Source organism: Streptomyces sp. NPDC002054, assembly GCF_040296685.1.
Lineage (GTDB): Bacteria > Actinomycetota > Actinomycetes > Streptomycetales > Streptomycetaceae > Streptomyces.
This window is the reverse complement of sequence record NZ_JBEOXT010000011.1, coordinates 1-26,598: the sequence shown is the minus strand read 5'-3', so window position 1 is coordinate 26,598 and position 26,598 is coordinate 1. Positions and strand designations below refer to the sequence as shown.

At 70.7% G+C, this 26,598-nt stretch carries 7 protein-coding genes and 2 pseudogenes; 7 read left to right on the top strand and 2 right to left on the bottom strand.

All coding sequences use genetic code 11. The features are described 5' to 3' along the window. Positions 1-18: 18 nt before the first annotated feature. Both ABT123_RS12435 and ABT123_RS12430 read right to left on the bottom strand, forming a co-directional pair. Complete coding sequence (locus ABT123_RS12435) at positions 19-651, bottom strand: response regulator (RefSeq protein WP_351312522.1); 633 nt, start codon at positions 649-651, stop codon at positions 19-21. Then, entirely contained in the window at positions 644-1,936 is a 1,293-nt protein-coding gene (locus ABT123_RS12430) for a sensor histidine kinase (protein WP_351312520.1), read from the bottom strand. Before ABT123_RS12430 ends, ABT123_RS12435 begins: the two co-directional genes overlap by 8 nt. Before the next feature lie 168 nt (positions 1,937-2,104). Here ABT123_RS12430 and ABT123_RS12425 point away from each other — a divergent pair, with 168 nt between their 5' ends. From ABT123_RS12425 to ABT123_RS36725, 7 genes and pseudogenes are all read left to right on the top strand, one after another. Next, positions 2,105-2,641 carry a hypothetical protein gene (locus tag ABT123_RS12425; RefSeq protein WP_351312518.1) on the top strand — a complete coding sequence of 179 codons (537 nt, stop codon included), beginning with the start codon at positions 2,105-2,107 and terminating at the stop codon, positions 2,639-2,641. Between the two features lie 9 nt (positions 2,642-2,650). Beyond that, the gene (locus ABT123_RS12420; protein WP_351312516.1) at positions 2,651-3,151 is read left to right on the top strand and encodes a PH domain-containing protein; all 501 of its coding nucleotides are present in this window, start codon (positions 2,651-2,653) and stop codon (positions 3,149-3,151) included. Then, entirely contained in the window at positions 3,148-4,704 is a 1,557-nt protein-coding gene (locus ABT123_RS12415; protein ID WP_351312514.1) for a PH domain-containing protein, read from the top strand. Before ABT123_RS12420 ends, ABT123_RS12415 begins: the two co-directional genes overlap by 4 nt. A gap of 302 nt (positions 4,705-5,006) precedes the next feature. After that, positions 5,007-6,851 (top strand): asparagine synthase (glutamine-hydrolyzing), encoded by a 1,845-nt coding sequence (asnB, locus tag ABT123_RS12410; protein ID WP_351312512.1) that lies wholly within the window; start codon positions 5,007-5,009, stop codon positions 6,849-6,851. Between the two features lie 422 nt (positions 6,852-7,273). Then, positions 7,274-17,497, top strand: a pseudogene (locus ABT123_RS36735) (type I polyketide synthase); the annotation flags it as partial. A 30-nt stretch (positions 17,498-17,527) separates the two neighbouring features. Next, a pseudogene (locus tag ABT123_RS36730) lies at positions 17,528-20,293 on the top strand (type I polyketide synthase); the annotation flags it as partial. Continuing rightward, positions 20,282-26,598, top strand: a 6,317-nt coding sequence (locus tag ABT123_RS36725; protein ID WP_502970945.1) for a type I polyketide synthase, incomplete at its 3' end; no start/stop codon positions are given. The pseudogene ABT123_RS36730 and the gene ABT123_RS36725, both read left to right, overlap by 12 nt.

The following is a 26,598-nucleotide window of genomic DNA, read 5'->3' as shown; positions in this document are numbered from 1 at the left end:
CCCGTCAGGTGTCAGGCGTCAGGACAGCAGGCCCCGCTCCAGAGCGGTGATCACCGCGGCGGTGCGGTCCGACACCGACAGCTTCTTGAACGAGCGCAGCAGATGCGTCTTCACCGTGGCCTCGCTGATGAACAGCCGGCGCCCGATGTCCGCGTTGGTCAGGCCCTGCCTGACCAGCTGCAGCACTTCGCACTCCCGCTCGGACAGCACCGGCGTCTCCACCACCCTGGCCCGGAACAGCTTCGGCGCCAGCGACGGCGTCAGCACGGTCTCACCGCGCGCCGCCGCCTTCACCGCGTTCACGAGTTCCTCGCGGGAGCTGCCCTTGAGCAGGTAGCCCGCCGCGCCGGCCTCGACCGCGCGCAGGATGTCGGCGTCGTCCTCGTACGTGGTCACGATGACCACCTTGGTCAGCGGCGATTCCCGCAGGATGTGCCCGGTGGCGGCCACCCCGTCCATCGCACCCATCCGCAGGTCGAGCAGGACGATGTCCGGCCTCAGCCGGCCGGCCTGCAGCACCGCTTCCTCACCGGAGCCGGCCTGCCCCACGACCCGGATGCCCTCGTCCAGCTCCAGGATGGCGCACAGGCCTTCCCGGACCACCGGGTGGTCGTCGGCGAGCAGCACCCGGATCGGTTCGCGGTCACTCATCGTCCGACTCCTCGGCCGACTCCTCGGCCACCGGGCCCAGCGGGACCCGCACTTCGACGACCGTGCCCGTGCCCGGGCTGCTGCTGACCTGTGCCATACCGCCGATCTCCGCCACTCGTGCCTGCATCCCGCGCAGCCCGTAACCGTTCTGCCCGCTGTCCTGCCCGTCGTCGGGTCCGCCGTCCTGCCCGTCGTCCGGCTGGAAGCCTGCGCCGTCGTCGCGGACCACGAGCCGTACCGCGTCCGGCGCGTACGCCACCAGCACCTCCACCCTACGGGCGTCCCGCGCGTGCTTGCGTACGTTGGCGAACGCCTCCTGCGCCGACCGCAGCAGCACCACCCCGACCGCCATCGGCAGCTGCTGCTCCTCGCCCCGGGCCGTACACCGCACCGTCAGCCCCGTCTCCTCGCTCAGCAGGTCGGCCTGCCGGCGTACGGCCTGCACCAGCGAGCTCTCGCGGAGCGGCGGCGGGGTGAGCGCGGAGACAAAACCGCGGGCCTCGTCCAGGCTGTCCCGGGCGACCCGCCCGGCCAGCCCGAGCCGGGTGCGCGCCCGCTCGGGGTTGCCCACCACCTCCGACTCGGCTGCCTGCACCAGGCTGATGATGCTGGTCAGGCTCTGTGCCAGGGTGTCGTGGATCTCCCGGGCCAGCCGCTCCCGCTCGGCCGAGATGCCGGCCTGGTGGGACAGCCGGGCCTCGCGCTCGCGGCTGCGCCGCAGTTCGTTGATCAGTTCGCCCCGGTCGGCGCTCTGCTGCACCACCCGGGTGATCCACACGCCGAGCAGCACCGACAGGGCGATGCCGAGCAGGGAGATGGGCAGCACCCCGAGGATATGGGGATCGAACTCCCCGCCCCGCAGCCACACCACCGTCACCGGCCACAGGTTGGCCACCACGACCACCACGATCGCGGGCTGCATCGCCAGGCTCATCATGAGCATGGGGACCACCGCGAACAGCGCGAAGGAACCCGCGAGGTCGAGCAGGCTGGAGGAGCCGAACAGCAGGAACAGCCCGACGGCGAAGACGACGTTCCGCCGGCCCGTCGTCCGGTGGATCATCAGCCGCCGGCCCAGACCCGCGTACCAGGGCACGATCAGCGTCAGCGCGCCGATGGCGAAGGCCCGGTGGGACTGGTCCTCGGCGGAGGTGAACAGCAGAATGACGGTGACGAGGTAGGAGATGGCGAAGTAGCCGTCCCACAGACCGAACCAGCGGCTCCCCGAGTCGGGGCCGTAGTCCGCAACCGTCCGCGGGGCCTCCTCCTGAGTGTGTATGTGCACGGCACCAGTCCTACCACGGGTTTTGCCGGTGTCCGTCGATCGGTTGACACCCGATCCCACCGATCGGTCGCCCCCGGGACCGGGCCGCCCGCCCTAGGTTGGAGACAACGGAGGGAGAACCGCGGACAGCGGATTCCAAGGGAAGCCGGAAGGGGCGGGGCGGGTCACGTGGGTCAGTTCACGACGGCACTCATCACCTGCGGATCGATCCTGGCCGTCATCCTCGCGACCGACTCCGGCAACCGGCGCATCACCGCCGTGAGGATCGCGGCCCCCATACTGGTGGCCGTCCTCGTCATCGGTGCCTGCGTGGACTCCTTTCCGACGGCGGGCAACGACCCGTCGCTGCACCTCGCCGGTATCGGTGTGGGGGCCATCTGCGGACTCGTCGCAGGTTCCCTGCTGTACGCCCACCGGGACCGTACGGGAGAGGTCCGCAGCACCGGCGGACTCGGCCATGCGGCGCTCTGGGTCTTCCTCTGCGGCGGCCAGATCCTCTTCGCCTACGGCTGCGAGCACTGGTTCGGCGCGGACGTGACCCGGTTCACCACCGACTACCAACTCAGCGGAACCGAGGTGCTCGTGAGCTCGCTCGCTGTGATGTCGCTGTCGATGGTGGTGGCGCGTACGGCGGTTCTGCTGTCCCGGCTGCGCGCCGTACGGGCCGGGTCGACCGGCGAAGGTTCAAGATCGTTCGAGAACTAGGGTGAGGCAGTGCTACACAACCATGAACTGAGGCTCCGTCCGCCTCGCAACCGGGTCGAGAGCCGTGCGATCGGCTGGTGGACCCTCCAGGCGTCCCTGTTCGCCCTGCCCCTCCCGCTGGTGTTCGGCGTGCTCTGGCTCACCATCTCGCCGGCGCGTTTCGTCTTCGGCCCCCTCTTCCTCGTCGCGCTCGTCCCCGGACTCCTCTACATGGGCGTCATGCCCATCTGGCGCTACCGGGTGCACCGCTGGGAGATGACCGACGAGGCCGTCTACGCCGCCTCGGGATGGCTCTGGCAGCGGTGGCGGGTCGTCCCCCTGTCCCGCGTCCAGACCGTCGACATGCTCCGCGGCCCGCTCCAGCAGATGTTCAACCTCTCCGGGATCACCGTCACCAGCGCGTCCTCCGCCGGCGCCGTGAAGATCAAGGGACTGGACCACCGGACCGCCACCGAACTCGTGGAGCAGCTGACCCGGTCCACCCAGGCCGTACCGGGAGACGCCACGTGACACCGGACACCGCGGTCCGACACCAGGACCACGCCGACCACGCCGACCACGACGCGTGGGGACGGCTCAACCCCCGCCTGTTCCTCGTCAACCTGAGCGTGGTGGCCACACCGCTGGCCACCTTCGGCGCAACCACCGTCATCACCGGCGGCGAGATCAACCTCCAGCTCCTGATCACCTTCGCCTCGTTCCTCATCACCTGCCTCGTCATCTCCGGCATCAGCACGATGCGCCTCCTCACCACCCGGTACCGCGTCACCGACGACCGGGTGGAGCTCCACAAGGGATGGTTCTTCCGCAGCGAGCGCTCGATCCCCGTCGACCGCATCCGCAGCGTCGACCTGACCGCCAACCCCCTCCACCGGATCTTCGGCCTCACCTCCCTGAAGATCTCCACCGGTGACCAGGCCTCCTCCGACGGCGGCCTGTCCCTGGACGGCCTCAACGCCCGCGACGCCGAAGCGCTGCGCAGGCAGCTGAGCGAACTGCGCCACGCCCGCCAGGGCCTGGAGACCGCCGACCCCGACACCGACGCCACCCTCGCCGAACTCGACTGGGCGTGGCTGCGGTACGCACCGCTGACCCTCTGGGGCGTCGGCGGTGTCTTCATCGCCGTCGGCAGCGTCTACCGCACGCTGCACGAGATGAAGATCGACCCCCTGGAACTCGGCATCGTCAAGGACATCGAGGACCGCTTCGGCTCCGTACCGCTCTGGTACGGCATCCTCGTGACCCTCCTCGTCATCGTCGTGATCGGCGTCGCCGGATCGACCGCCACCTTCATAGAGGGCTGGGGCGGCTACTGCCTCGACCGCCCGGAGACCGGCCTGCTCCGCGTCCGCCGCGGCCTGCTCATCACCCGCTCGGTCAGCATCGAGGAGCAGCGCCTGCGTGGCGCCGAGGTGGCCGAGCCGCTGCTGCTGCGATGGGCCGGAGGAGCCCGCCTGAAGGCCATCGCCAGCGGCCTCGGCGATGAGGACGAGAACAGCAGCCGCAGCCGGCTCACCCCGCCGGTCCCGGTGGCCCTGTCCGTCCGGATCGCCGCCGACGTCCTGGGCGAGACCGCCTCCCCGACGGCCGAAGCGGTGCTGGCACCGCACCCCCGCGCGGCCCTCCGGCGCAGGATCAACCGCGCCGTGGTGTGGACGGCCCTCATTGCCGCGCCCTTCATCGGCTTCGGCCTGTGGCTCACGCCGGTGCTCGTCCACACCGGCTGGATCACCGCCCTGGTCCTGCTGCCCGTCGGCGTGGCCTTCGCCTACGACGCCTACCGCAGCCTCGGCCACGGCATCCACGGCCGCTACCTGGTGACTCGCTCGGGCACCTTCACCCGCCGCACCGCCGCGCTCCAGCGGGACGGGATCATCGGCTGGTCCATCACCCGCTCGGTCTTCCAGCGCCGGGCCGGCCTGCTCACCCTGGGGGCGGCCACGGCCGCGGGCAACGGTGTCTACAAGGTCCGCGACGTGCCGGTCTCGGAGGGCCTCGCCTTCGCCGAGGAAGCGGTACCCGGCCTGCTCGCCCCGTTCATCGAACGGTGCCACACCCCATAGACCATCTGGCGAACCCCCGGGAGGCGGAGGGGCGGTCCTTGTGACCGTCCCTCCGCCTCTTTTCGTCGTCGTCCGGCACCCCCATCCCCTCCCATCCCCTCCCCATCCCCACCCCTGGTTTTGAGGGGCCGGTAGGGGATGTGACCGGACCTGGCCGGAATTTACTGTCAGGGCGGACAGGCGCGCCCGTCGGGCGTCGAGGCCCCTCGGACGTGTCCGAACACCGTGGCCCCCGTCGGCTGGGGCGGGGGAGCCGTACGCATCAACCCGTCAGGAAGCGCCGCGAGACTGAGGAGCATCGCATGTGCGGCATCGCCGGCTGGATCGCCTACGACCGAGACCTGGCCCAGGAGACCACCACCCTGGACCGCATGGTCCAGACACTGACGGGGCGGGGGCCCGACGCCGGAGGCAGGTGGATCGACGGCCCCGCCGCCCTCGGCCACCGCAGGCTCGCCATCATCGACCTGGCGGGCGGCGTCCAGCCGATGCAGACCGCCACCCCCGACGGCCGGGTCGCACTGACCTACAGCGGCGAGGTGTACAACTACCGTGAGCTGCGCGACGAGTTGCGCGGACGCGGCCACCACTTCCGCACCTCCAGCGACACCGAGGTCGTCCTCAACGCCTACCTGGAGTGGGGTGAGGCGATGGCGTCCAGGCTCAACGGCATGTACGCCTTCGCCGTCTGGGACGCCCGTACGCACAAGCTCGTGATGATCCGCGACCGGATGGGCGTCAAGCCGCTCTTCTACCACCCCACCGCCGACGGGGTGCTCTTCGCCTCCGAACCCAAGGCGATCTTCGCCAACCCCCTGGCCAAGCCGGTGGTCAGCGCCCGCGGACTGCGGGAGTTCATCGCCTTCAACCGGCCGCCCGGCGAGACCATCTGGGACGGCGTGGTGGAGGTGGTGCCCGGCACCGTCGTCACCGTCGACCGCAACGGCATCCGCAGCCACACCTACTGGCGGCTGGAGAGCCGCGAGCACACCGACGACCTGGACACCACCGTCGAGCGGGTCCGGGAGATCCTCGACGACACCGTCGGCCGCCAGCTGGTCGCCGACGTTCCCACCTGCGTCCTGCTGTCGGGCGGCCTGGACTCCAGCGCCATCACCGCGCTCGCCGCCGAACGCCGCACCGCCGAGGGCCTGCCGCTGCACACCTTCGCCGTGGACTTCACCGGAGAATCCACCGACTTCGTGCCGAACCACGTGCACGGCAGCCGCGACGCCGACTTCGCCACCGCCATGGCCCGCCACGCCGGCACCGAGCACACCGACATCGTGCTCGACCCGACCTCCCTCGCCGACCCCGAGGTACGCCGCCAGGTCGTCATCGCCCGGGACAGCCCGGCCGGCCTCGGCGACATGGACGTCTCCCTCTACCTGCTCTTCAAGGCCATCCGCGAACGGTCCACCGTCGCCCTCTCCGGCGAGGCCGCCGACGAGGTCTTCGGCGGCTACGGATGGCTGCACAACCCCGTCGTACAGGAACGGGACACCTTCCCCTGGATCACCGCGGGCATGATCGGGGCCACCCCCAACACCCAGCCCGTCGAGATGTACAACCTCGACACGCTGATCGCGCTCAACCCGCTGGAGACCCTCGCCGACAACTACGCGACCGCCCTCGCCGAGATCGGCCGCGTGGCATCCGAGAGCCCGCACGAGCAGCGCATGCGCGTGCTGTCCTACCTGCACCTCACCCGCTTCCTGCGGATGATGCTGGACCGCAAGGACCGCATGAGCATGGCCGTGGGCCTGGAGGTCCGGGTGCCCTTCTGCGACCACCGCCTCGTGGAGTACGTATACAACACGCCATGGTCGATGAAGACGTACGACGGCCGGGAGAAGAGCCTGCTGCGCGGGGCCACGAAGAGCCTCCTGCCGCAGTCCGTAATCGAGCGGGTCAAGAGCCCCTACCCCGTCGTCCAGGACTGGCGATACGCCGAAGCGCTCCAGCAGAACGCCAAGGAACTGCTGGGCGAGGACGGCCCCGTCTTCCAGATCGTCAGCCGGGACTGGCTGGCCGAATCCGTGAGCGCGGCCCCCGAGAACCTGGCCCCGGCCACCCGCAACGGCCTGGAGCGGGCCCTGGACACCGCGATCTGGCTGGACGTCTACCGTCCCGAGATCCGCATGTAGCACCGGCAGCAGCACCAGCACCAGCACCAGCACCAGCAGCAGCAGCAGCCGACGCGACCGCGGGCCGGCGGGGGTCCCCTCCCCCCGCCGGCCCGCTCGTCTTTTGGAATTCCTTGCAATTGCCCATGCTCCGAGGGCATCATGATTCGGTCGCGCCCGTGGATTCACAGCGCATTCCCATCGCACTCCCGCCGCATTCTGATCGGCCATCACATAGGGGTCCGTAGGGGGATTGTTAGGGGTTTCTTCGGCGACTCTCCCGTGTCTAGGGTCATCCCTGGTCTCAGGTTTCTCTGCACGGAGTGATGGAGCGCGCGATGTTGAACGAGTCCCAGGATTTCGCAGTCGAAATCGACGGCGCCTCCCAGGCCGGCGGAACCCCGGACGTTCATCACGGCGACAGCCCCGACGGGTGGCGCGAGCAGCTCGCCGGCCTGACCGAGAGCGAACAGCACACCGCACTGCTCGACTGGGTCTCCGTACTGGTCACCGCCGCCCTGCGCGACGCCGCACCCGACACCCTCGACCCACACCGCTCCTTCCTCGACCTGGGCTTCGACTCGCTCGCCGCCGTCGACCTGCATGCCCGGCTGGTGGCCGGCACCGGCCTGCGCCTGCCCATCACCCTGGCCTTCGACCACCCCACCCCGGCCCGCCTCGCCCACCGGATCCACGCCCTCCTCCTGGGCTTGACCGCCCCTGCCGAGGCGCCCGTCACCGCGGCGACCGCAGGCAGCGACGAACCGATCGCCATCGTCGGCATCGGCTGCCGATTCCCCGGCGACGCGCATTCCCCCGAAGCGCTCTGGGATCTTGTTGCCACCGGCACCGACGCCATTTCCGAATTCCCGACCGGACGCGGCTGGAATCTCGACTCGCTCTACGACCCGGACCCCGACCGGGCCGGCACCACGTACGCCCGCGAAGGCGGATTCCTGCACGACGCCGACGAATTCGACGCCGGATTCTTCGGAATATCCCCGCGCGAGGCGCTGGCCATGGACCCCCAGCAGCGTCTGCTCCTGGAGACGTCCTGGGAGGCGTTCGACCGGGCCGGCGTCGACCCCACCGGACTCCGCGGCGGCCAGGTCGGCGTGTTCGTCGGCGCCGAGACCCAGGAATACGGCCCCCGGCTCGAGGACGCCGCCGACGGATTCGAGGGCTACCTCGTCACCGGCAACGCCGCCAGCGTTGCCTCCGGCCGGATCGCCTACACCTTCGGCTTCGAAGGCCCCACCGTCACCGTCGACACCGCCTGTTCCTCTTCGCTCGCGGCCCTGCACCTCGCCGTCCAGGCCCTGCGCAGCGGCGAGTGCTCCCTGGCACTCGCCGGCGGCGTCGCCATCATGGCGAGCCCCGGCTCGTTCGTCTCCTTCAGCCGCCAGCGCGGCCTCGCCCCCGACGGCCGCTGCAAGCCCTTCGCCGCCGCAGCCGACGGCACGGCCTGGGGCGAAGGCGCCGGCATGCTGCTGGTGGAACGCCTCTCCGACGCGCGGCGCAACGGGCACCGGATCCTGGCCGTGGTCCGCGGCACCGCCATCAACCAGGACGGCGCCAGCAACGGCCTGACCGCGCCCAGCGGCCCCGCCCAGCAGCGCGTCATCCGGCAGGCACTGGCCAACGCGGGCCTGACCGCCGCCGAGGTGGATGCGGTGGAGGCGCACGGTACGGGTACGACGCTCGGGGACCCGATCGAGGCGCAGGCGCTGCTGGCCACGTACGGGCAGGACCGCCCCGCGGACCGGCCGCTGTGGCTGGGCTCCCTGAAGTCGAACATCGGGCACACCCAGGCCGCCGCCGGCGTCGCCGGCGTCATCAAGATGGTCATGGCGATGCGCCACGGCGTACTGCCCCGCACCCTGCACGTCGACGCACCGACCCCGCACGTCGACTGGGAGGCCGGAGCCGTCTCGCTCCTCACCGACGCCGTCGACTGGCCGACGTCGGACACCCCGCGCCGGGCCGGCGTCTCCTCCTTCGGCATGAGCGGCACCAACGCCCACGCCATCATCGAGGAACCGCCGGCCGAGGAACTGCCGGTCGAGGCGGTCGAAGGCAGCAGCCCGGACGCCGAGGCGGAGCAGGCGACCGGGCCGCTGCCCTGGGCCCTGTCCGCCAAGACCCCCGAGGCGCTGCGAGCCGCCGCCCGCCGCCTGAGCGACTGGCTCGACGCCCACCCCGACGCCACCCCCCTCGACATCGGCCACTCCCTCGCGGCCACCCGAGGCCGCTTCGAACAGCGGGCCGTCGTCCTCGGCGACGACCGCACCGCCCTCCAGCGCAGCCTGGACGCCCTCGCCGAAGGCACCGAAACCCCCACGGTCGTCCGCGCCGCCTCTGCCGGGGGGCGCCTCGCCTTCCTCTTCACCGGCCAGGGCAGCCAGCGGCTCGGCATGGGCCGCGAACTGTACGAGACCTACCCGGTGTTCGCCGACGCCCTCGACGACGCCTGCTGGTACCTCGACGAGCAGCTCGAACTCCCTCTGTTCGACGTGCTGTTCGCCGATGAAGGCAGCCCGGAGGCGGCCCTCCTGGACCAGACCGCCTACACCCAGCCCGCGCTGTTCGCGGTGGAGGTGGCGCTGTTCCGGCTCGTCGAGTCGTGGGGCCTGCGCCCGGCGTTCGTGGCGGGCCACTCGGTGGGCGAGATCGCCGCTGCGCATGTGGCGGGTGTGTTCTCACTCGAGGACGCGTGCTCGCTGGTGGCGGCTCGTGGTCGTCTGATGCAGGCGCTGCCGGCCGGTGGTGTGATGATCGCCGTGGAGGCCTCGGAGGACGAGGTCCTGCCGCTGCTGACCGACCGGGTGAGCATCGCCGCGATCAATGGCCCGGCGTCGGTGGTCGTTGCTGGTGACGAGGACGCGGCGGTCGCGATTGCCGAGGTCTTCGAGGCGCAGGGCCGGAAGACCAAGCGGCTGACGGTCAGCCACGCGTTCCACTCGCCGCACATGGACGGCATGCTGGACGAGTTCCGCCGGGTGGCGCAGGTCCTGGACTACGGCACGCCCACCCTCCCCGTCGTCTCCCTCCTCACCGGGACCACGGCCACCGCCGCCGAACTGGCCAACCCCGAGCACTGGGTCCGGCACGTGCGCGAGGCCGTCCGGTTCCTCGACGGCGTACGCACCCTCCGGGCACGCGGCGCCGACTCCTTCCTGGAGCTCGGCCCCGACCCCGTCCTCACGGCGATGGCCCAGGACTGCCTGGCCACCACCGACCCGCAGGACACCGCGGCCCCGACCTTCGCCGCCACCCTGCGCTCCGGCCGCCCCGAAGCGACCACCCTGCTCGACGCCGTCGCCCGTATGTTCGTCCGGGGCGCGGAGGTGGATTGGGCCGCCCTCTTCGCCGGTACGGGTGCCGGGCTGGTCGAGCTGCCGACGTACGCCTTCCAGCGCCAGCGCTACTGGATGAACGCCCGCACCCCCGCCGCCGAGGCTGCCGTGGCGGCGGGTGTGCACCGGACCGATCCGGTCGACAGTGTGTTCTGGGACGCGGTAGAGCACCAGGACGTGGCCGCGCTTGCTGCCGCGCTCGAACTGGACGCCGACGGCGAACAGCCGCTGAGCGAGGTCGTCCCGGCTCTGTCGGCGTGGCGCCGCCGTGTGCGGACCCAGTCGGAGGTGGACGGCTGGCGATACCGGGTGTCGTGGAAGCCGTTGACGGACGTTGTGTCTGGTGTGCGGTTGTCGGGGTCGTGGCTGGTGGTCGTGCCTGCCGAGGGCGTGGACGACACGGCTGTGGTGGACGCGCTGGCTGGGCGTGGGGCTGGGGTCCGTCGGGTCGTCGTCGAGCCCGGTGTTGATCGTGCGGCTCTGACCGGTCTGCTGTCGGATGTTGATGCCGTTGCCGGTGTGGTTTCTCTCCTTGCCGTGGACGAGACCGCGGGTGTTGTCCCGACCGTGACTCTGGTGCAGGCGCTGGGTGATGCCGGGGTGGAGGCGCCGCTGTGGTGCCTGACCCGTGGCGCGGTGAGTGTGGGGCGCTCGGACCGGTTGGTTTCGGCGGTTCAGGCTCAGGTGTGGGGTCTGGGCCGGGTGGCGGCTTTGGAGGTTCCGCAGCGCTGGGGCGGTCTGGTTGACCTGCCTGAGGTGTGGGACGAGCGAGCCATGGCCCGCTTGGTCGGTGTCCTGGCCGGATCCGGCGAGGACCAGGTAGCCGTCCGGTCCTCTGGCGTGTTCGGGCGTCGGCTGGCACGCGCCGCTTCTGGTGGTACGGCCTCCTGGACGCCGTCGGGGACGGTTCTGGTCACTGGTGGTACGGGTGCGCTGGGTGGTCGGGTTGCTCGTTGGCTGGCTGGTGCGGGTGCGGAGCGTCTGGTCCTGACCAGCCGCCGGGGTGCCGATGCTCCGGGTGCTGCTGAGCTGGTAGCCGAGCTGGCCGGGCTGGGTGTCGAGGTGTCGGTCGTGGCGTGTGACGCCGCCGACCGTGACGCTCTGCGGACGCTGCTCGCGGCTGAGGCCGAGACGCTGACGGCGATCGTCCACACCGCTGGTGTGCTGGATGACGGTGTTCTGGACGCGCTGACGCCCGAGCGGTTCGAGGGCGTGCTGCGGGCCAAGGCGACCTCGGCGGCCAACCTGCACGAGCTGACGGTCGAGCTGGGTATCGAGCTCTCCGCCTTCGTGCTGTTCTCCTCGATGAGCGGCACGATCGGTGCGGCCGGTCAGGGCAACTACGCTGCGGCCAACGCCTACCTGGACGCCCTCGCCGAGCAGAGGCGCGCCGCCGGCCTGGCAGCGACCTCGATCGCCTGGGGTCCGTGGGCCGAGGGCGGTATGGCCGCCGATGAGGCGATGGACGCGCGAATGCGGCGCGAGGGCGTGCCGCCGATGGCCCCCGACGCCGCGATCGCCGCGCTGGCGCAGGCCGTCGGTGCCGGCGAAGCCGCCCTGACCGTCGCGGACATCACCTGGGACCGCTTCACGTCCGTCGTGGCAGCCGTACGTCCCAACCCGTCGGTCGCCGATTTCGTCACCGACGGGTCGGGCGCCGACGCTGCGGTGACGGGTCACGGGACCGTGGTGACGGGCGCTGACGTCGCGGGCGCCGCGTTCGCGAAGCTGGCCGGGTTGCCCCGGGCCGAGCAGGAGCGGGAGCTGCTCAGCCTGGTCCGTACGCACGTCGCTGCCGTTCTCGGCCACGACGGCTCGGACGCCGTCGGCGCCGAACGCGCCTTCAAGGAGCTCGGCTTCGACTCCCTGACCGCCGTTGACCTGCGCAACCGCCTGGGCGCGGCCACCGCACTTCGGCTCCCCACCACGCTCGTGTACGACTACCCGACCTCGTCGGCGCTCGCGGAGTACCTGCGGGGCGAACTGGTGGGCAGCGCGCCGATGGCGGACGCCCCCCTGCCCGTCGCCGCGGCCGTCGACGGCGATCCGATCGCGATCGTGGCGATGAGCTGCCGCTTCCCCGGCGGGGTACGGACGCCCGAAGCCCTCTGGCGACTTCTTGCGCAGGGCACGGATGCCGTTGCCGAGTTCCCGGCGGACCGCGGCTGGGACCTGGACCGCCTCTACGATGCGGACCCGGACCAGCCCGGAACGTCGTACACGCGCGAGGGCGGATTCCTCTACGACGTCGCGGAGTTCGACGCCGACTTCTTCGGGATCTCGCCGCGTGAGGCGCTGGCGATGGACCCGCAGCAGCGGCTGCTGCTGGAGACCTCGTGGGAGGCGTTCGAGCGGGCCGGCATCGACCCCGCTGTGCTGAAGGGCAGCCGGGCCGGTGTCTTCGTCGGCACCAATGGGCAGGACTACCTCTCCCTGGTCGCGGGCGAAGCAGACGGCCTGGAAGGCCATGTCGGTACGGGCAACGCGGCGAGCGTCGTCTCCGGCCGACTGTCGTACGTGTTCGGACTCGAAGGCCCGGCGATCACGGTCGACACGGCCTGCTCGTCCTCGCTCGTCGCCCTGCACCTGGCTGTTCAGGCGTTGCGGCAGGGCGAGTGCTCCATGGCGCTCGTCGGTGGTGTGACCGTGATGTCCACCCCTGATGCCTTTGTCGACTTCAGTCGTCAGCGTGGGCTGGCGGAGGACGGCCGGATCAAGGCCTTCGCGGCTGCGGCGGACGGTACCGGGTGGGGCGAGGGTGTGGGCATGCTGCTCGTGGAGCGGCTGTCTGATGCGCGTAGGAACGGTCATCCGGTGTTGGCCGTGGTCCGGGGTTCGGCGATCAATCAGGACGGTGCGAGCAATGGTTTGACGGCGCCGAACGGTCCGTCGCAGCAGCGGGTGATCCGGGCTGCGCTTGCGAGCGCGGGTCTGTCGGCTGCGGACGTGGATGCGGTGGAGGCGCACGGTACGGGTACCCGGCTGGGTGACCCGATCGAGGCGCAGGCGCTGCTGGCGACGTACGGGCAGGAGCGGGCGGCCGGGCAGCCGCTGCTGCTGGGCTCGGTGAAGTCGAACATCGGGCACACGCAGGCTGCGGCCGGTGTGGCCGGTGTGATCAAGATGGTGCTGGCCATGCAGCACGGGGTGCTGCCCCAGACGCTGCATGTTGATGAGCCGACTCCGCACGTGGACTGGTCGGCGGGGGACATCGCCCTGCTGACCGAGTCGCGTGAGTGGCCCGAGACCGGCCGTCCGCGCCGCGCCGGCGTGTCGTCGTTCGGCCTGAGCGGTACGAACGCGCACACCATCATCGAAGAGGCCCCCAGCGCGGACGAGGCGACGGCACCCAGTCACCCCACCGGTGCCGACATCCCGGCCCTGCCGTTCGTCGTCACCGCCAAGAACCCCGCCGGGCTGCGCGCCCAGGCGGAGCAGCTTGTGGCGTGGCTGACGGAGAACCCGGAAGCCGCCACCGCCGACATCGCCCACTCGCTCGCCACTGAGCGGTCCTCCCTCGATGCTCGGGCGGTCCTGGTCGCGGATGCCGCGAACAGTGAGGGGCTGAGGGCCGGCCTGCGCGGCCTTGCCGCCGGTGAGCAGGTGCCGGGTGTGGTGCAGGGTGCGGTGTCGGGTGGTGGGCTGGCGTTCCTGTTCACGGGGCAGGGGAGTCAGCGGCTGGGGATGGGGCGTGAGCTGTATGACGCGTTCCCGGTGTTCGCGGATGTGTTGGACGGAGTGTGCGCGCGGTTCGACTCCCAGCTCGATGTGCCCTTGAAGGACGTGCTGTTCGGGGCGAATGCGGAGCTGTTGGACCGGACGGAGTTCACGCAGCCGGCGTTGTTTGCGGTGGAGGTGGCGCTGTTCCGGCTGCTGGAGTCGTGGGGTGTGCGGCCGGACTTCCTGTCCGGGCATTCGATTGGTGAGATTGCTGCGGCGCATGTGGCGGGTGTGTTCTCGCTGGAGGACGCGTGTGTGCTGGTGGCGGCTCGTGGTCGTCTGATGCAGGCGCTGCCGGCCGGTGGTGTGATGATCGCCGTGCAGGCCTCGGAGGACGAGGTCCTGCCGCTGCTGACCGACCGGGTGAGCATCGCGGCCGTCAATGGCCCGACGTCGGTGGTCATCGCCGGTGACGAAGAGGCGGCGGTCGCCGTCGCGGAGGCCTTCCCGGGGCGGAAGAGCAAGCGGCTGACGGTGAGCCACGCCTTCCACTCGCCGCACATGGACGGCATGCTGGACGACTTCCGCCAGGTGGCGGAGGGGATTGCGTACGCGGCTCCGCGTATTCCGGTCGTGTCGAACCTGACCGGTGCGCTGGTCTCGGACGAGATGGGTTCGGCGGAGTTCTGGGTCCGGCATGTGCGGGAGGCGGTGCGCTTCCTGGACGGTGTGCGGGCTCTGGAGGCCGCCGGGGTCACAACGTTCGTGGAGGTCGGTCCCGACGGTGTGCTGTCCGCGCTGGCACAGGACTGCCTGGCCAGAGATGCGGACGCTGCTTTCGTGCCAGCTCTGCGTGCGGGGCGGGCCGAGGCAGAGTCGGTGGTTTCTTCGCTGGCTCTGGCGCATGTGCGGGGTGTGGAGGTGGATTGGGCCGCCTTCTTCGCCGGTATGGGTGTCGGGCGGGTGGAGCTGCCGACGTATGCCTTCCAGCGGCAGCGCTACTGGCCGGAGACGGTCCTGTCGGGCGCCCGCGGCGTTCCTGCACAGGCGATCGATGCGGTGGACACCCGGTTCTGGGAAGCGGTGGAGCGCGGCGATCTCGCGTCTTTGGCGTCCGAACTGGAGGTGGACGACGACGCGCGCTTCAGCGAGCTTGTTCCTGCTCTGTCGGCTTGGCGTCGCCAGCACCAAGAGCAGGCGGAGGTCGATGGCTGGCGATACCGGGTGTCGTGGAAGCCGTTGACGGACGTTGCGTCTGGTGCGCGGTTGTCGGGGCTGTGGCTGGTGGTTTCTGCGGAGGGCGTGGACGACACGACCTTGGTGGATGTGCTGGCTGGGCGTGGGGCTGAGGTCCGTCGGGTGGTGGTCGAGCCCGGTTCGGATCGTGCGGCTCTGGCCGGTCTGTTGTCGGATGCCGATTCCGTTGCCGGTGTGGTGTCTCTGCTTGCGCTGGATGAGGCTGCTGGGGTTGTCTCGACGGCTGGTCTGGTGCAGGCGTTGGGTGATGCCGGGGTGGAGGCGCCGTTGTGGTGCCTGACTCGCGGTGCGGTGAGTGTGGGTCGCTCGGACCGGTTGGTGTCTGCGGTTCAGGCTCAGGTGTGGGGTCTGGGCCGGGTTGCTGCCTTGGAGCTGCCTGAGCGCTGGGGCGGTCTGGTCGACCTGCCCGAGGTGTGGGACGAGCGGGCCATGACCCGCCTGGTCGGCGTACTGGCCGGCGGTGGTGAGGATCAGGTCGCGGTCCGGTCCTCCGGGGTGTTCGGGCGTCGACTGGTCCGGGCTGCTGCTGGTGGGGGTACGGGGTCCTGGGAGCCGTCCGGGACGGTCCTGGTCACCGGTGGCACAGGTGCGCTGGGCGGCCAGGTGGCTCGTTGGCTGGCCGGTGCGGGTGCGGAGCGTCTGGTGCTGACCAGCCGCCGTGGTGCCGACGCTCCCGGGGCTGCTGAGCTGGTGGGGGAGCTGTCCGGGCTGGGTGTGGAGGTGTCGGTCGTCGCGTGCGATGCCGCCGACCGGGATTCTCTCCGTGCGCTGCTCGCTGCCGAGGTCGGCACGCTGACCGCGGTGGTCCACACCGCTGGTGTGCTGGATGACGGCGTGCTGGATGCGTTGACGCCTGAGCGGTTCGAGACCGTATTGCGCGCCAAGGCCGTTTCCGCGCTCAACCTGCATGAACTCACGGTCGAGCTGGGTATCGAGCTCTCCGCCTTCGTGCTGTTCTCCTCGATGAGCGGCACGATCGGTGCGGCCGGTCAGGGCAACTACGCTGCGGCCAACGCCTACCTGGACGCCTTGGCCGAGCAGCGCCGCGCAGCCGGCCTGGCCGCGACCTCGATCGCGTGGGGTCCGTGGGCCGAGGGCGGCATGGCCGCCGACGACGCGCTCGAGGCCCGGATGCGCCGGGACGGAGTGCCCCCGATGAACGCGCGGTCGGCGATCCGTGCTCTTCGGCAGGCCGTTGGCGCAGAGGTCGCCTCCCTCACGGTTGCTGACGTCGAATGGGAGCGCTACGTCGCCGGCCACACGGCCGTACGCCGCAGTGAACTCTTCGGTGAGCTCAGCGAGGTAGCAGGCGCCAATCGCGCTACGACCGACGCCCGCGCCCGGGCGACCGCGCACGCGGACGGGCCGGTCACCCTCTCCGAGCGGCTCGCTGCGCTCGCGCCCGCCGAGCAGGTGCGGGAGTTGCTCGGCCTGGTCCGTACGCACGTCGCCGCCGTTCTCGGCCACGACGGCTCGGACGCCATCGGCGCCGAACGCGCCTTCAAGGAGCTCGGGTTCGACTCGCTTACCGCCGTCGAATTGCGCAACCGCCTGAGTGCGGCGACCGAGCTCCGGTTGCCTGCCACGCTCATCTACGACTACCCCACGTCCGCCGCGCTGGCCGACCACCTCCGCGACGAGCTCGTCGGCACCGTTCCCGTCTCCGGCGCCCTGCTGCCCGTCGCCGCGGCCGTCGACGGCGATCCGATCGCGATCGTGGCGATGAGCTGCCGCTTCCCCGGCGGTATCGCATCCCCCGAGGCTCTGTGGCAGCTGCTCGTGCAAGGTACTGACGCGGTCGCCGGGTTCCCGGCGGACCGCGGCTGGGACCTGGACCGCCTCTACAGCCCCGACCCGGACCAGCCGGGGACCTCCTACACCCGCGAGGGCGGATTCGTCACCGGAGCGGCGGAGTTCGACGCCGACTTCTTCGGGATCTCGCCGCGCGAGGCCCTGGCCATGGACCCGCAGCAGCGGCTGCTGCTGGAGACCTCGTGGGAGGCGTTCGAGCGGGCCGGCATCGACCCGTCGTCGCTGCGCGGCAGCCGGGCCGGCGTCTTCGTCGGCACCAACGGCCAGGACTACCTCTCCGTCATCACCCGCGAACAGGACGGCCTGGAAGGCCACGTCGGTACGGGCAACGCCGGTAGCGTCATGTCCGGCCGCGTCTCGTACGTGTTCGGTCTCGAAGGCCCGGCCGTCACAGTCGATACGGCCTGCTCGTCGTCGCTGGTCGCCCTGCACTGGGCGATCCAGGCGCTCCGCAACGGCGAGTGCTCGCTCGCCCTGGCCGGCGGCGTGACTGTGATGTCGACGCCCGAGAACTTCGTCGACTTCAGTCGTCAGCGTGGGCTGGCGGTGGACGGCCGGATCAAGGCGTTCGCGGCTGCGGCGGACGGTACCGGGTGGGGCGAGGGTGTGGGCATGCTGCTCGTGGAGCGGCTGTCGGACGCGCGCCGTAACGGTCATCCGGTGCTGGCCGTGGTCCGTGGCTCGGCGATCAACCAGGACGGTGCGAGCAATGGTTTGACGGCGCCCAATGGTCCGTCGCAGCAGCGCGTCATTCGGGCTGCGCTGGCGAGCGCGGGTCTGTCGGCTGCGGACGTGGATGCGGTGGAGGCGCATGGTACGGGTACGCGGCTCGGGGACCCGATCGAGGCGCAGGCGCTGCTGGCGACGTACGGGCAGGAGCGGCCGGTTGAGCGTCCGCTGCTGTTGGGCTCGGTGAAGTCGAACATCGGGCACACGCAGGCGGCGGCCGGTGTCGCCGGTGTGATGAAGATGGTGCTGGCGATGCAGCACGGGGTGCTGCCGCAGACCCTGCATGTGGACGAGCCGACCCCGCACGTCGACTGGTCGGCGGGGGACATCGCCCTGCTCACCGAGTCGCGTGAGTGGCCCGAGACCGGCCGCCCGCGCCGCGCCGGCGTGTCCTCCTTCGGCATCAGCGGCACGAACGCGCACACGATCATCGAGCAGGCACCGGATGCCGAGCCGTTGGCGAGCCCCGACGCGCGGCCTGCCGTACGACCGTCGGCCCGTGTCCTTCCGTACCTCCTCTCCGGCAGGACCAAGGAAGCCCTCCGGGCGCAGGCGGCAGCTCTGGCCGCGCACCTGGACGCCGCCGAGGGCGGCGACATGGATGCCGTCGACGTGGCCTACTCCCTCGCCACGAGCCGCGCGCACCTCGACCGCCGAGCTGCCGCCGTTGCGGTCAGCGGAGACGCCCAGGAGCTGCGGGAAGCCCTGGGACGAATCGCCACCGGCGAATCAGTGCCCCGGATCGCCACGGGAACGGTCGGCGACGGCCTTACCGCCTTCCTGTTCACCGGGCAGGGGAGCCAGCGCCTGGGGATGGGGCGTGAGCTGTACGACGCCTTCCCGATGTTTGCGGACGCGCTGGATGCGGTCTGCGCGCGCCTGGATGCGGTGCTCGACAGGCCGCTGAAGGATGTGCTGTTCGGGGCGGATGCGGAGCTGTTGGACCGGACGGAGTTCACGCAGCCGGCGTTGTTTGCGGTTGAGGTGGCGCTGTTCCGGCTGGTGGAGTCGTGGGGTGTGCGGCCGGACTTCCTGTCCGGGCATTCGATTGGCGAGATTGCTGCGGCGCATGTGGCAGGTGTGTTCTCTCTGGAGGATGCGTGTGTGCTGGTGGCGGCTCGTGGTCGTCTGATGCAGGCGGCGCCGGCCGGTGGCGTGATGATCGCCGTACAGGCGTCGGAGGATGAGGTCCTGCCGCTGCTGACCGACCGGGTGAGCATTGCGGCAGTCAACGGTCCGCAGTCGGTTGTGGTGGCCGGTGACGAGGACGCGGCGGTCGCGGTTGTAGAGGTCTTCGAGGCGCAGGGCCGGAAGACCAAGCGGCTGACGGTCAGCCACGCGTTCCACTCCCCGCACATGGACGGGATGCTGGACGACTTCCGCCAGGTGGTGGAGGGGCTCACGTACGCGGCTCCGCGTATTCCGGTCGTGTCGAACCTGACCGGCGCGCTGGTCGCCGAGGAGATGGGCTCGGCGGACTTCTGGGTGCGGCATGTCCGGGAGGCGGTCCGCTTCCTCGACGGTGTGCGCGTACTGGAAGCCGCGGGTGTGACGCGGTTCATCGAGCTCGGCCCGGACGGCGTGCTGTCCGCCCTCGCGCAGGACTCCCTGACCGACACCACCCACGCCTTCTTCACCCCTGTCCTCCGCGCCGGCCGCGCCGAGGACGAGACGCTTGTCACCGCTCTGGCGCAGTCCCATGTCCAGGGAGTCGGCGTCGACTGGTCGGCGTTCTTCGCCGGTACGGGGGCCCAGCGTGTCGATCTGCCGACGTATGCCTTCCAGCGGGAGCGGTACTGGCCCAGTGCGGTGGCCTTTGCTTCTGGGGATCCGGAGGCGATCGGGTTGGGTGATGCCGGGCATCCGTTGCTGGGCGCGGCGGTGTCGCTCGCCGATTCGGAGGGAGTGCTGCTCGCCGGCCGGCTGTCGCTCGATACCCATCCATGGTTGGTGGATCACACGATTCACGGTGGTGTTCTGCTGCCGGGTACGGCTTTTGTTGATCTGGCGGTTCGTGCCGGTGATCAGGTCGGGTGTGATGTGGTGGAGGAGCTGACGCTGGAGGCGCCGCTCGTTCTGCCTGAGCGGGGCGGCGTGCAGCTTCAGCTCGTCGTGGAGGCGCCTGCCGCCTCTGGTGGGCGGCCGTTCAGTGTGTATTCCCGTCGCCAGGATGCGGTGGCGGAGGAGCCGTGGACGCGTCATGGGTCCGGTGTTTTGTCGGCCGGTGCGCGGCCGGAGGCGGCGCAGGAGTTCGGTGAGCTGGCTGCCTGGCCGCCGCCCGGTGCCGTACCGGTGGATGTCGATGGGCTGTACGCGGAGCTGGCCGAGGGCGGTGTCGCTTATGGGCCGCTGTTCCAGGGGTTGAAGGCGGCCTGGCGGCGTGGTGGTGAGCTGTTCACCGAGGTGGTGCTGCCGGAGTACGGGCGTCGGGATGCGGAGCGGTTCGGGTTGCACCCGGCACTGCTCGACGCTGGCCTGCACGCCATCGGCCACGGCGACACCGTCGACCAGGCCACCTCCGGTGCTCTCCTGCCCTTCTCCTGGGCGGGTGTCTCCCTCTACGCGGTGGGTGCGTCTGCGCTGCGGATGCGCCTGACCCCGCTCTCCTCGGACGATCCGCACACTCTGGCGCTGCTGGTGGCGGACGAGTCCGGGCGTCCGGTGGCGGCTGTGGAGGCGCTCACGCTCCGCCCGGCTTCGGCCGACCAGGTCAACGCTGCCGGAGGCGGCGGACATGTGGAGTCCCTCTTCCGCGTGGAATGGGTGCCTGCGGCAGCTCCCGTGGCGGCTGGTGCGTCCGACCTGCGATGGGCGGTGCTGGGCCGGGACGAGATCGGACTGCACACCACCGGTGCGCAGGTCATCGAGTACCCGGACGCCGCCGCGCTGGGTGCGGCCCTGGCGGTGGGCGAGCCGGTCCCGGACGCGGTGTTCGTGCCGCCGTCCGCCGCTGCGGATTCCGGTGACCTCGCGGATTCCGTTCACGCGGCTGTGTACGGCGCGCTGGCGTCCGTGCAGGAGTGGCTGGCGGACGAGCGGTTCGCGGGTACCCGTCTGGTGTGGGTGACCTCGGGTGCGGTGGCCGTCGAGCCGGGTGTGGGTGTGGGGGATCTGCCGGGCGGTGCGGTGCGTGGTCTGCTGCGTTCGGCGCAGTCGGAGAACCCCGGCCAGCTGGTGATGCTGGATCTGGATGGGGAGGGAGCGTCGCTGGCGGCGGTTCCGGCCGCGCTGGCGGCCGGTGAGCCGGAACTGGCGATCCGTGCGGGTGTGGTCAGTGCGCCGCGTCTGGTGCGTGTTCCGTCGTCCGACAGCGTGACCGAGCTGCCCGCCGCCTTCGCCGATTCGTCGAACGGGACCGTGCTGATCACGGGTGCCACGGGCAGTCTGGGCCGGCTGTTCGCCCGTCACCTGGTGACGGCGTACGGTGTCGAGCGGCTGCTGCTGACCAGCCGTAGGGGTCCTGCCGCCGAGGGTGCTGACGAACTGGTTGCGGAGCTGGCCGGGTTGGGTGCCCGTGCGGATCTGGTCGCCTGTGACATCGCGGACCGTGATGCGCTGGCTGCGCTGCTGGCGACCGTACCCGCCGAGCACCCGCTGACCGCCGTCATCCACACCGCCGGCGTCCTCGATGACGGTGTCCTCTCCTCGCTGACCTCGGAGCGGGTGGCTGCCGTGCTGCGCCCGAAGGTGGACGCGGCGTGGAACCTGCACGAGCTCACCCGGGAGCTGGACCTTTCTGCCTTCGTACTGTTCTCCGGGGCAGCTGCCGCGTTCGGTGCGGCGGGGCAGGCGAACTACGCCGCTGCGAACGCCTTCCTGGAGGCCCTGGCCGAGCACCGGCGGGCCGAAGGCCTTGCCGCCACCTCCCTCGCCTGGGGCCTGTGGGCCACGCATGCGGGCAACGGCGGTATGGCGGGGCAGCTCGACGAGGTCGACCTGCGTCGCATCGCCCGGGACGGCGTCGGCGCGCTCGCGGGTGACGAGGGGCTTGCGCTCTTCGACACGGCCATGACGGTGAACTCGGCCGTGCTCCTGCCGATACGCCTCGACCTCGCCGTTCTGCGTGCCCAGGCGGCTTCGGCGGGTTCGACGCCGGCGTTGCTGCGTGCCCTCGTACGGGTGCCCGCGCGCCGGACCGTGGAGCGGCGCGGCAGCCGGACGGACACCGGTTCGCCTCTGGTCGCCCGTTTGCTGGGTCTGCCGGCCACTGAGCATGAGGGTGTGCTGCTGGACCTGGTGTCCGGCCACGTGGCGGCTGTACTCGGCCACACCGGTGCCCAGGCTGTCGACGCCGAACGGGCCTTCCGTGACCTCGGCTTCGACTCCCTCACCGCCGTGGAACTGCGCAACGTACTCAAGGCGGACACCGGCCTCCGGCTCTCCCCGACCCTGGTCTTCGACTACCCGACGCCGGTGGCTCTCGCCCGGCACCTGCTGACCGAGCTCGCGGTGACTGCCGACCCCGGTGGCCAGGCGGGTGCGCTGGGCACACCCGTACGGGCCGCCGTGGGCGTCACCGACGACCCGATCGTGATCGTCGGCATGGGCTGCCGGTTCCCCGGCGGTGTCCGGTCGCCGGAGGAGCTGTGGCAGCTCGTCGCCACGGGTGGGGACGGCATCACCACCTTCCCGACCGACCGCGGCTGGAACGTCGAGGCCCTCTACCACCCGGATCCGGATCACGCAGGTACGTCGTATACCCGGGAGGGCGGGTTCCTCCACGACGCGGCCGAGTTCGATCCGGCGTTCTTCGGGATCTCGCCGCGTGAGGCGCTGGCGATGGACCCGCAGCAGCGGCTGCTGCTGGAGACCTCCTGGGAGGCCTTCGAGCGGGCCGGCATCGACCCCGCCGCGCTGAAGGGCAGCCGTACGGGCGTCTTCGCGGGCGTCATGTACCACGACTACGTCACGGGCGTCGGCATCGGGGACGGTGCCGGAAACGGTGACGAGCTGCCCGAGGGCGTCGAGGGGTACCTCGGCACCGGCAACGCCGGCAGTATCGCCTCGGGCCGGATCGCCTACACCTTCGGGCTGGAGGGTCCGGCGGTCACTGTCGACACGGCCTGCTCGTCCTCGCTGGTCGCACTGCACTGGGCGATTCAGGCGCTGCGCGGCGGTGAGTGCGACATGGCACTGGCCGGCGGTGTGGCCGTCATGGCCACCCCCGAGACGTTCATCGACTTCAGCCGCCAGCGCGGCCTGGCGGAGGACGGCCGCTGCAAGTCGTTTGCGGCGGCTGCGGACGGTACGGGCTGGGCCGAGGGCGCGGGCATGCTGCTGGTGGAGCGGCAGTCGGACGCGGTGCGTAACGGTCACCCGATTCTGGCGGTTGTGCGTGGTTCGGCGGTCAACCAGGACGGTGCGAGCAATGGCCTGACGGCGCCGAATGGTCCGTCTCAGCAGCGCGTCATCCGTGAGGCTCTGGCCGGGGCCGGTCTGACGACGGCGGATGTGGATGCGGTCGAGGCGCACGGTACGGGTACTCGGTTGGGTGACCCGATCGAGGCGCAGGCGCTGCTGGCGACGTACGGCCAGGAGCGACCGGAAGGCCGGCCGCTGCTGCTGGGCTCGATCAAGTCGAACATCGGGCACACGCAGGCCGCGGCCGGTGTCGCCGGTGTGATCAAGATGATCATGGCGATGCGGCATGGAGTGCTGCCCAAGACGCTGCACGTGGATGCGCCGTCGGCCCAGATCGACTGGGAGGCCGGTGACGTCTCCCTGCTGACGGAGGCGTTGGACTGGCCGGAGACCGGGCGTCCGCGCCGTGCGGGTGTCTCGTCGTTCGGTATCAGCGGGACGAATGCGCACACGATCATCGAGCAGCCGCCGGTTCTGGAACCGGCGGAGGAGCCCGTGGCGGGCGGGCTGCTACCGGTGGTGCCGTGGGTGGTCTCGGCGAAGGGCGAGGAGTCTCTGCGGGAGCAGGCGCGCCGGCTCCAGTCCTACGTCCTGGCCTCGCCGGACGTGCGTTCGGTTGATGTCGCGTGGTCGCTGACGGCCGGCAAGGCCTCGTTCGAGGACCGTGCGGCGGTGGTTGCTGCGGACCGCGAGGGTCTGCTGGCCGGTCTTGCGGCGCTGGCGGAGGGTGATTCGGCGGCGGGAGTGGTTGAGGGCTCGCCGGTCGGCGGGAAGGTTGCCTTCCTGTTCACCGGGCAGGGGAGCCAGCGGCTGGGGATGGGGCGCGAGCTGTATGACGCCTACCCGGTGTTCGCTGACGCTCTGGATGCGGTGTGTGAACGGCTGGAACTGCCGCTGAAGGACGTGCTGTTCGGCGCGGACGCGGAACTGCTGGACCAGACGGCGTATACCCAGCCTGCGCTGTTTGCCGTCGAGGTCGCGCTGTTCCGGCTGGTCGAGTCGTGGGGTGCCACGCCCGACTTCGTCGCCGGGCACTCGATCGGCGAGATTGCTGCCGCGCACGTGGCCGGGGTGCTCTCCCTGGAGGATGCGTGTGTGCTGGTGGCGGCTCGTGGTCGTCTGATGCAGGCGCTGCCGGCCGGTGGCGTGATGATCGCTGTGCAGGCGTCGGAGGATGAGGTTCTTCCTCTGCTGACCGACCGGGTGAGCGTTGCGGCCGTCAACGGTCCGCAGTCGGTTGTGGTGGCTGGTGATGAGGACGCGGCGGTCGCGGTTGTAGAGGTCTTCGAGGCGCAGGGCCGGAAGACCAAGCGGCTGACGGTCAGCCACGCGTTCCACTCCCCGCACATGGACGGCATGCTCGACGACTTCCGCCAGGTGGTGGAGGGGCTCACGTACGACGCTCCGCGTATTCCGGTCGTGTCCAACCTGACCGGGGCCCTGGTCTCGGATGAGATGGGTTCGGCGGACTTCTGGGTCCGGCACGTGCGGGAAGCGGTCCGCTTCCTCGACGGTATGCGCGCCCTGGAGGACGCGGGCGTCACGACGTACGTGGAACTCGGCCCGGGTGGCGTGCTCTCGGCCATGGGCCAGGAGTGTGTGAGGGGCGAGGGCGCCGTCTTCGTGCCGGTCATGCGGGCTGGGCGGCCCGAGGCGGAGACGGCGGTTGCCGCGCTGGCTCAGGCCCATGTGCGGGGTGTGGCGGTGGACTGGTCCGCCTTCTTCGCCGGTTCGGGCGCTCGACGGGTGGAGCTGCCGACGTACGCGTTCCAGCGGCAGCGTTACTGGCTGCAGATGACGGGCACGACGCGGAGTGGCGCCGCCGCCGACGAGGTGGACTCCCGCTTCTGGGACGCGGTGGAGCGCGAGGACCTGGAGTCGCTCGCCGCCACTCTGGACATGGACGACGAGGACGCCTGGGGCACGGTCCTGCCGGCCCTGTCGGCGTGGCGCCGTGGCCTGCGGACTCAGTCCGAAGTGGACCGCTGGCGCTACCGAGCGTCGTGGAAGCCGCTGACGGATGTCGACGCTGGTGTGCGGCTGTCGGGTTCGTGGCTGGTGGTCGTGCCTGCCGAGGGTGTGGACGACACGGCTGTCGTGGATGCGCTGGCCGGGCGTGGTGCTGACGTGCGCCGGGTTGTGGTCGAGCCGGGTGCCGATCGGGCTGGTCTGGCCGGTCTGCTGTCGGATGTTGATCCCGTTGCCGGTGTGGTGTCGCTGCTTGCGTTGGATGAGGTTGCTGGGGTTGTTCCGACGGCTGGTCTGGTGCAGGCGTTGGGTGATGCCGGGGTGGAGGCGCCTCTGTGGTGCCTGACTCGTGGTGCGGTGAGTGTGGGTCGCTCGGATCGGTTGGTGTCTGCGGTTCAGGCTCAGGTGTGGGGTCTGGGGCGGGTTGCTGCCTTGGAGGTTCCGCAGCGTTGGGGTGGTCTGGTTGACCTGCCTGAGGTGTGGGATGAGCGAGCCATGGCCCGTCTGGTCGGTGTCCTCGCCGGAACTGATGAGGATCAGGTCGCGGTGCGGTCCTCCGGGGTGTTCGGGCGTCGACTGGTCCGCGCCGCTGCCGGTGGGGATTCTTGGACGCCGTCGGGGACCGTTCTGGTGACCGGTGGTACGGGTGCGCTGGGCAGCCGGGTGGCCCGTTGGCTGGCCGGTGCGGGTGCGGAGCGTCTGGTGCTGACCAGCCGCCGTGGCGCCGATGCTCCGGGTGCTGCTGAGCTGGTGGAGGAGCTGTCCGGGCTGGGTGTGGAGGTGTCGGTCGTCGCGTGCGATGCCGCCGACCGTGATGCTCTGCGGACGCTGCTCGCTGCCGAGGCCGGCACGCTGACGGCGGTGGTGCACACCGCTGGTGTGCTCGATGACGGTGTGCTGGACGCGCTGACGCCGGACCGTTTCGAGACCGTGTTGCGCGCCAAGGCTGCTTCTGCGCTCAACCTGCATGAGCTGACGGTCGAGCTGGGTATCGAGCTTTCCGCCTTCGTGCTGTTCTCTTCGATGAGTGGCATGACCGGTGCGGCCGGTCAGGCCAACTACGCTGCCGCGAACGCCTACCTGGATGCCTTGGCTGAGCAGAGGCGTGCCGCCGGACTCGCGGCTACGTCGCTTGCGTGGGGTCCGTGGGCCGAGGGCGGCATGGCCGCCGATGAGGCGATGGACGCGCGGATGCGGCGTGAGGGGCTGCCTCCGATGGCTCCGGAGACGGCGATGGCCGTCCTGCGGCAGAGCGCCGCCTCATCAGCTGATGCGGTCGTGCTCATTGCGGATGTGGACTGGGCGCGTTTCGCGCCCGCCTTCACTGTTGCTCGTCCCAGCACCCTCTTTGCCGAGCTGCCGGAGACCCAGCCTGCTCGTGTCGAGGCCGCAGGCGATGCCGGTGCGCCGGTCGGCCGACTGGCCGGTCTTGGTGCGGTCGAGCTGGAGCGGGAGCTGCTGGGTCTGGTCCGTACGCATGTTGCGGCCGTTCTCGGGCACGACGGGTCAGAGGCCGTTGGTGCCGAACGGGCTTTCAAGGAGCTGGGGTTCGACTCGCTGACCGCGGTCGAGCTGCGGAACCGGCTCGGCGCGGCGACGGGGGTTCGCCTTCCGGCCACGTTGAT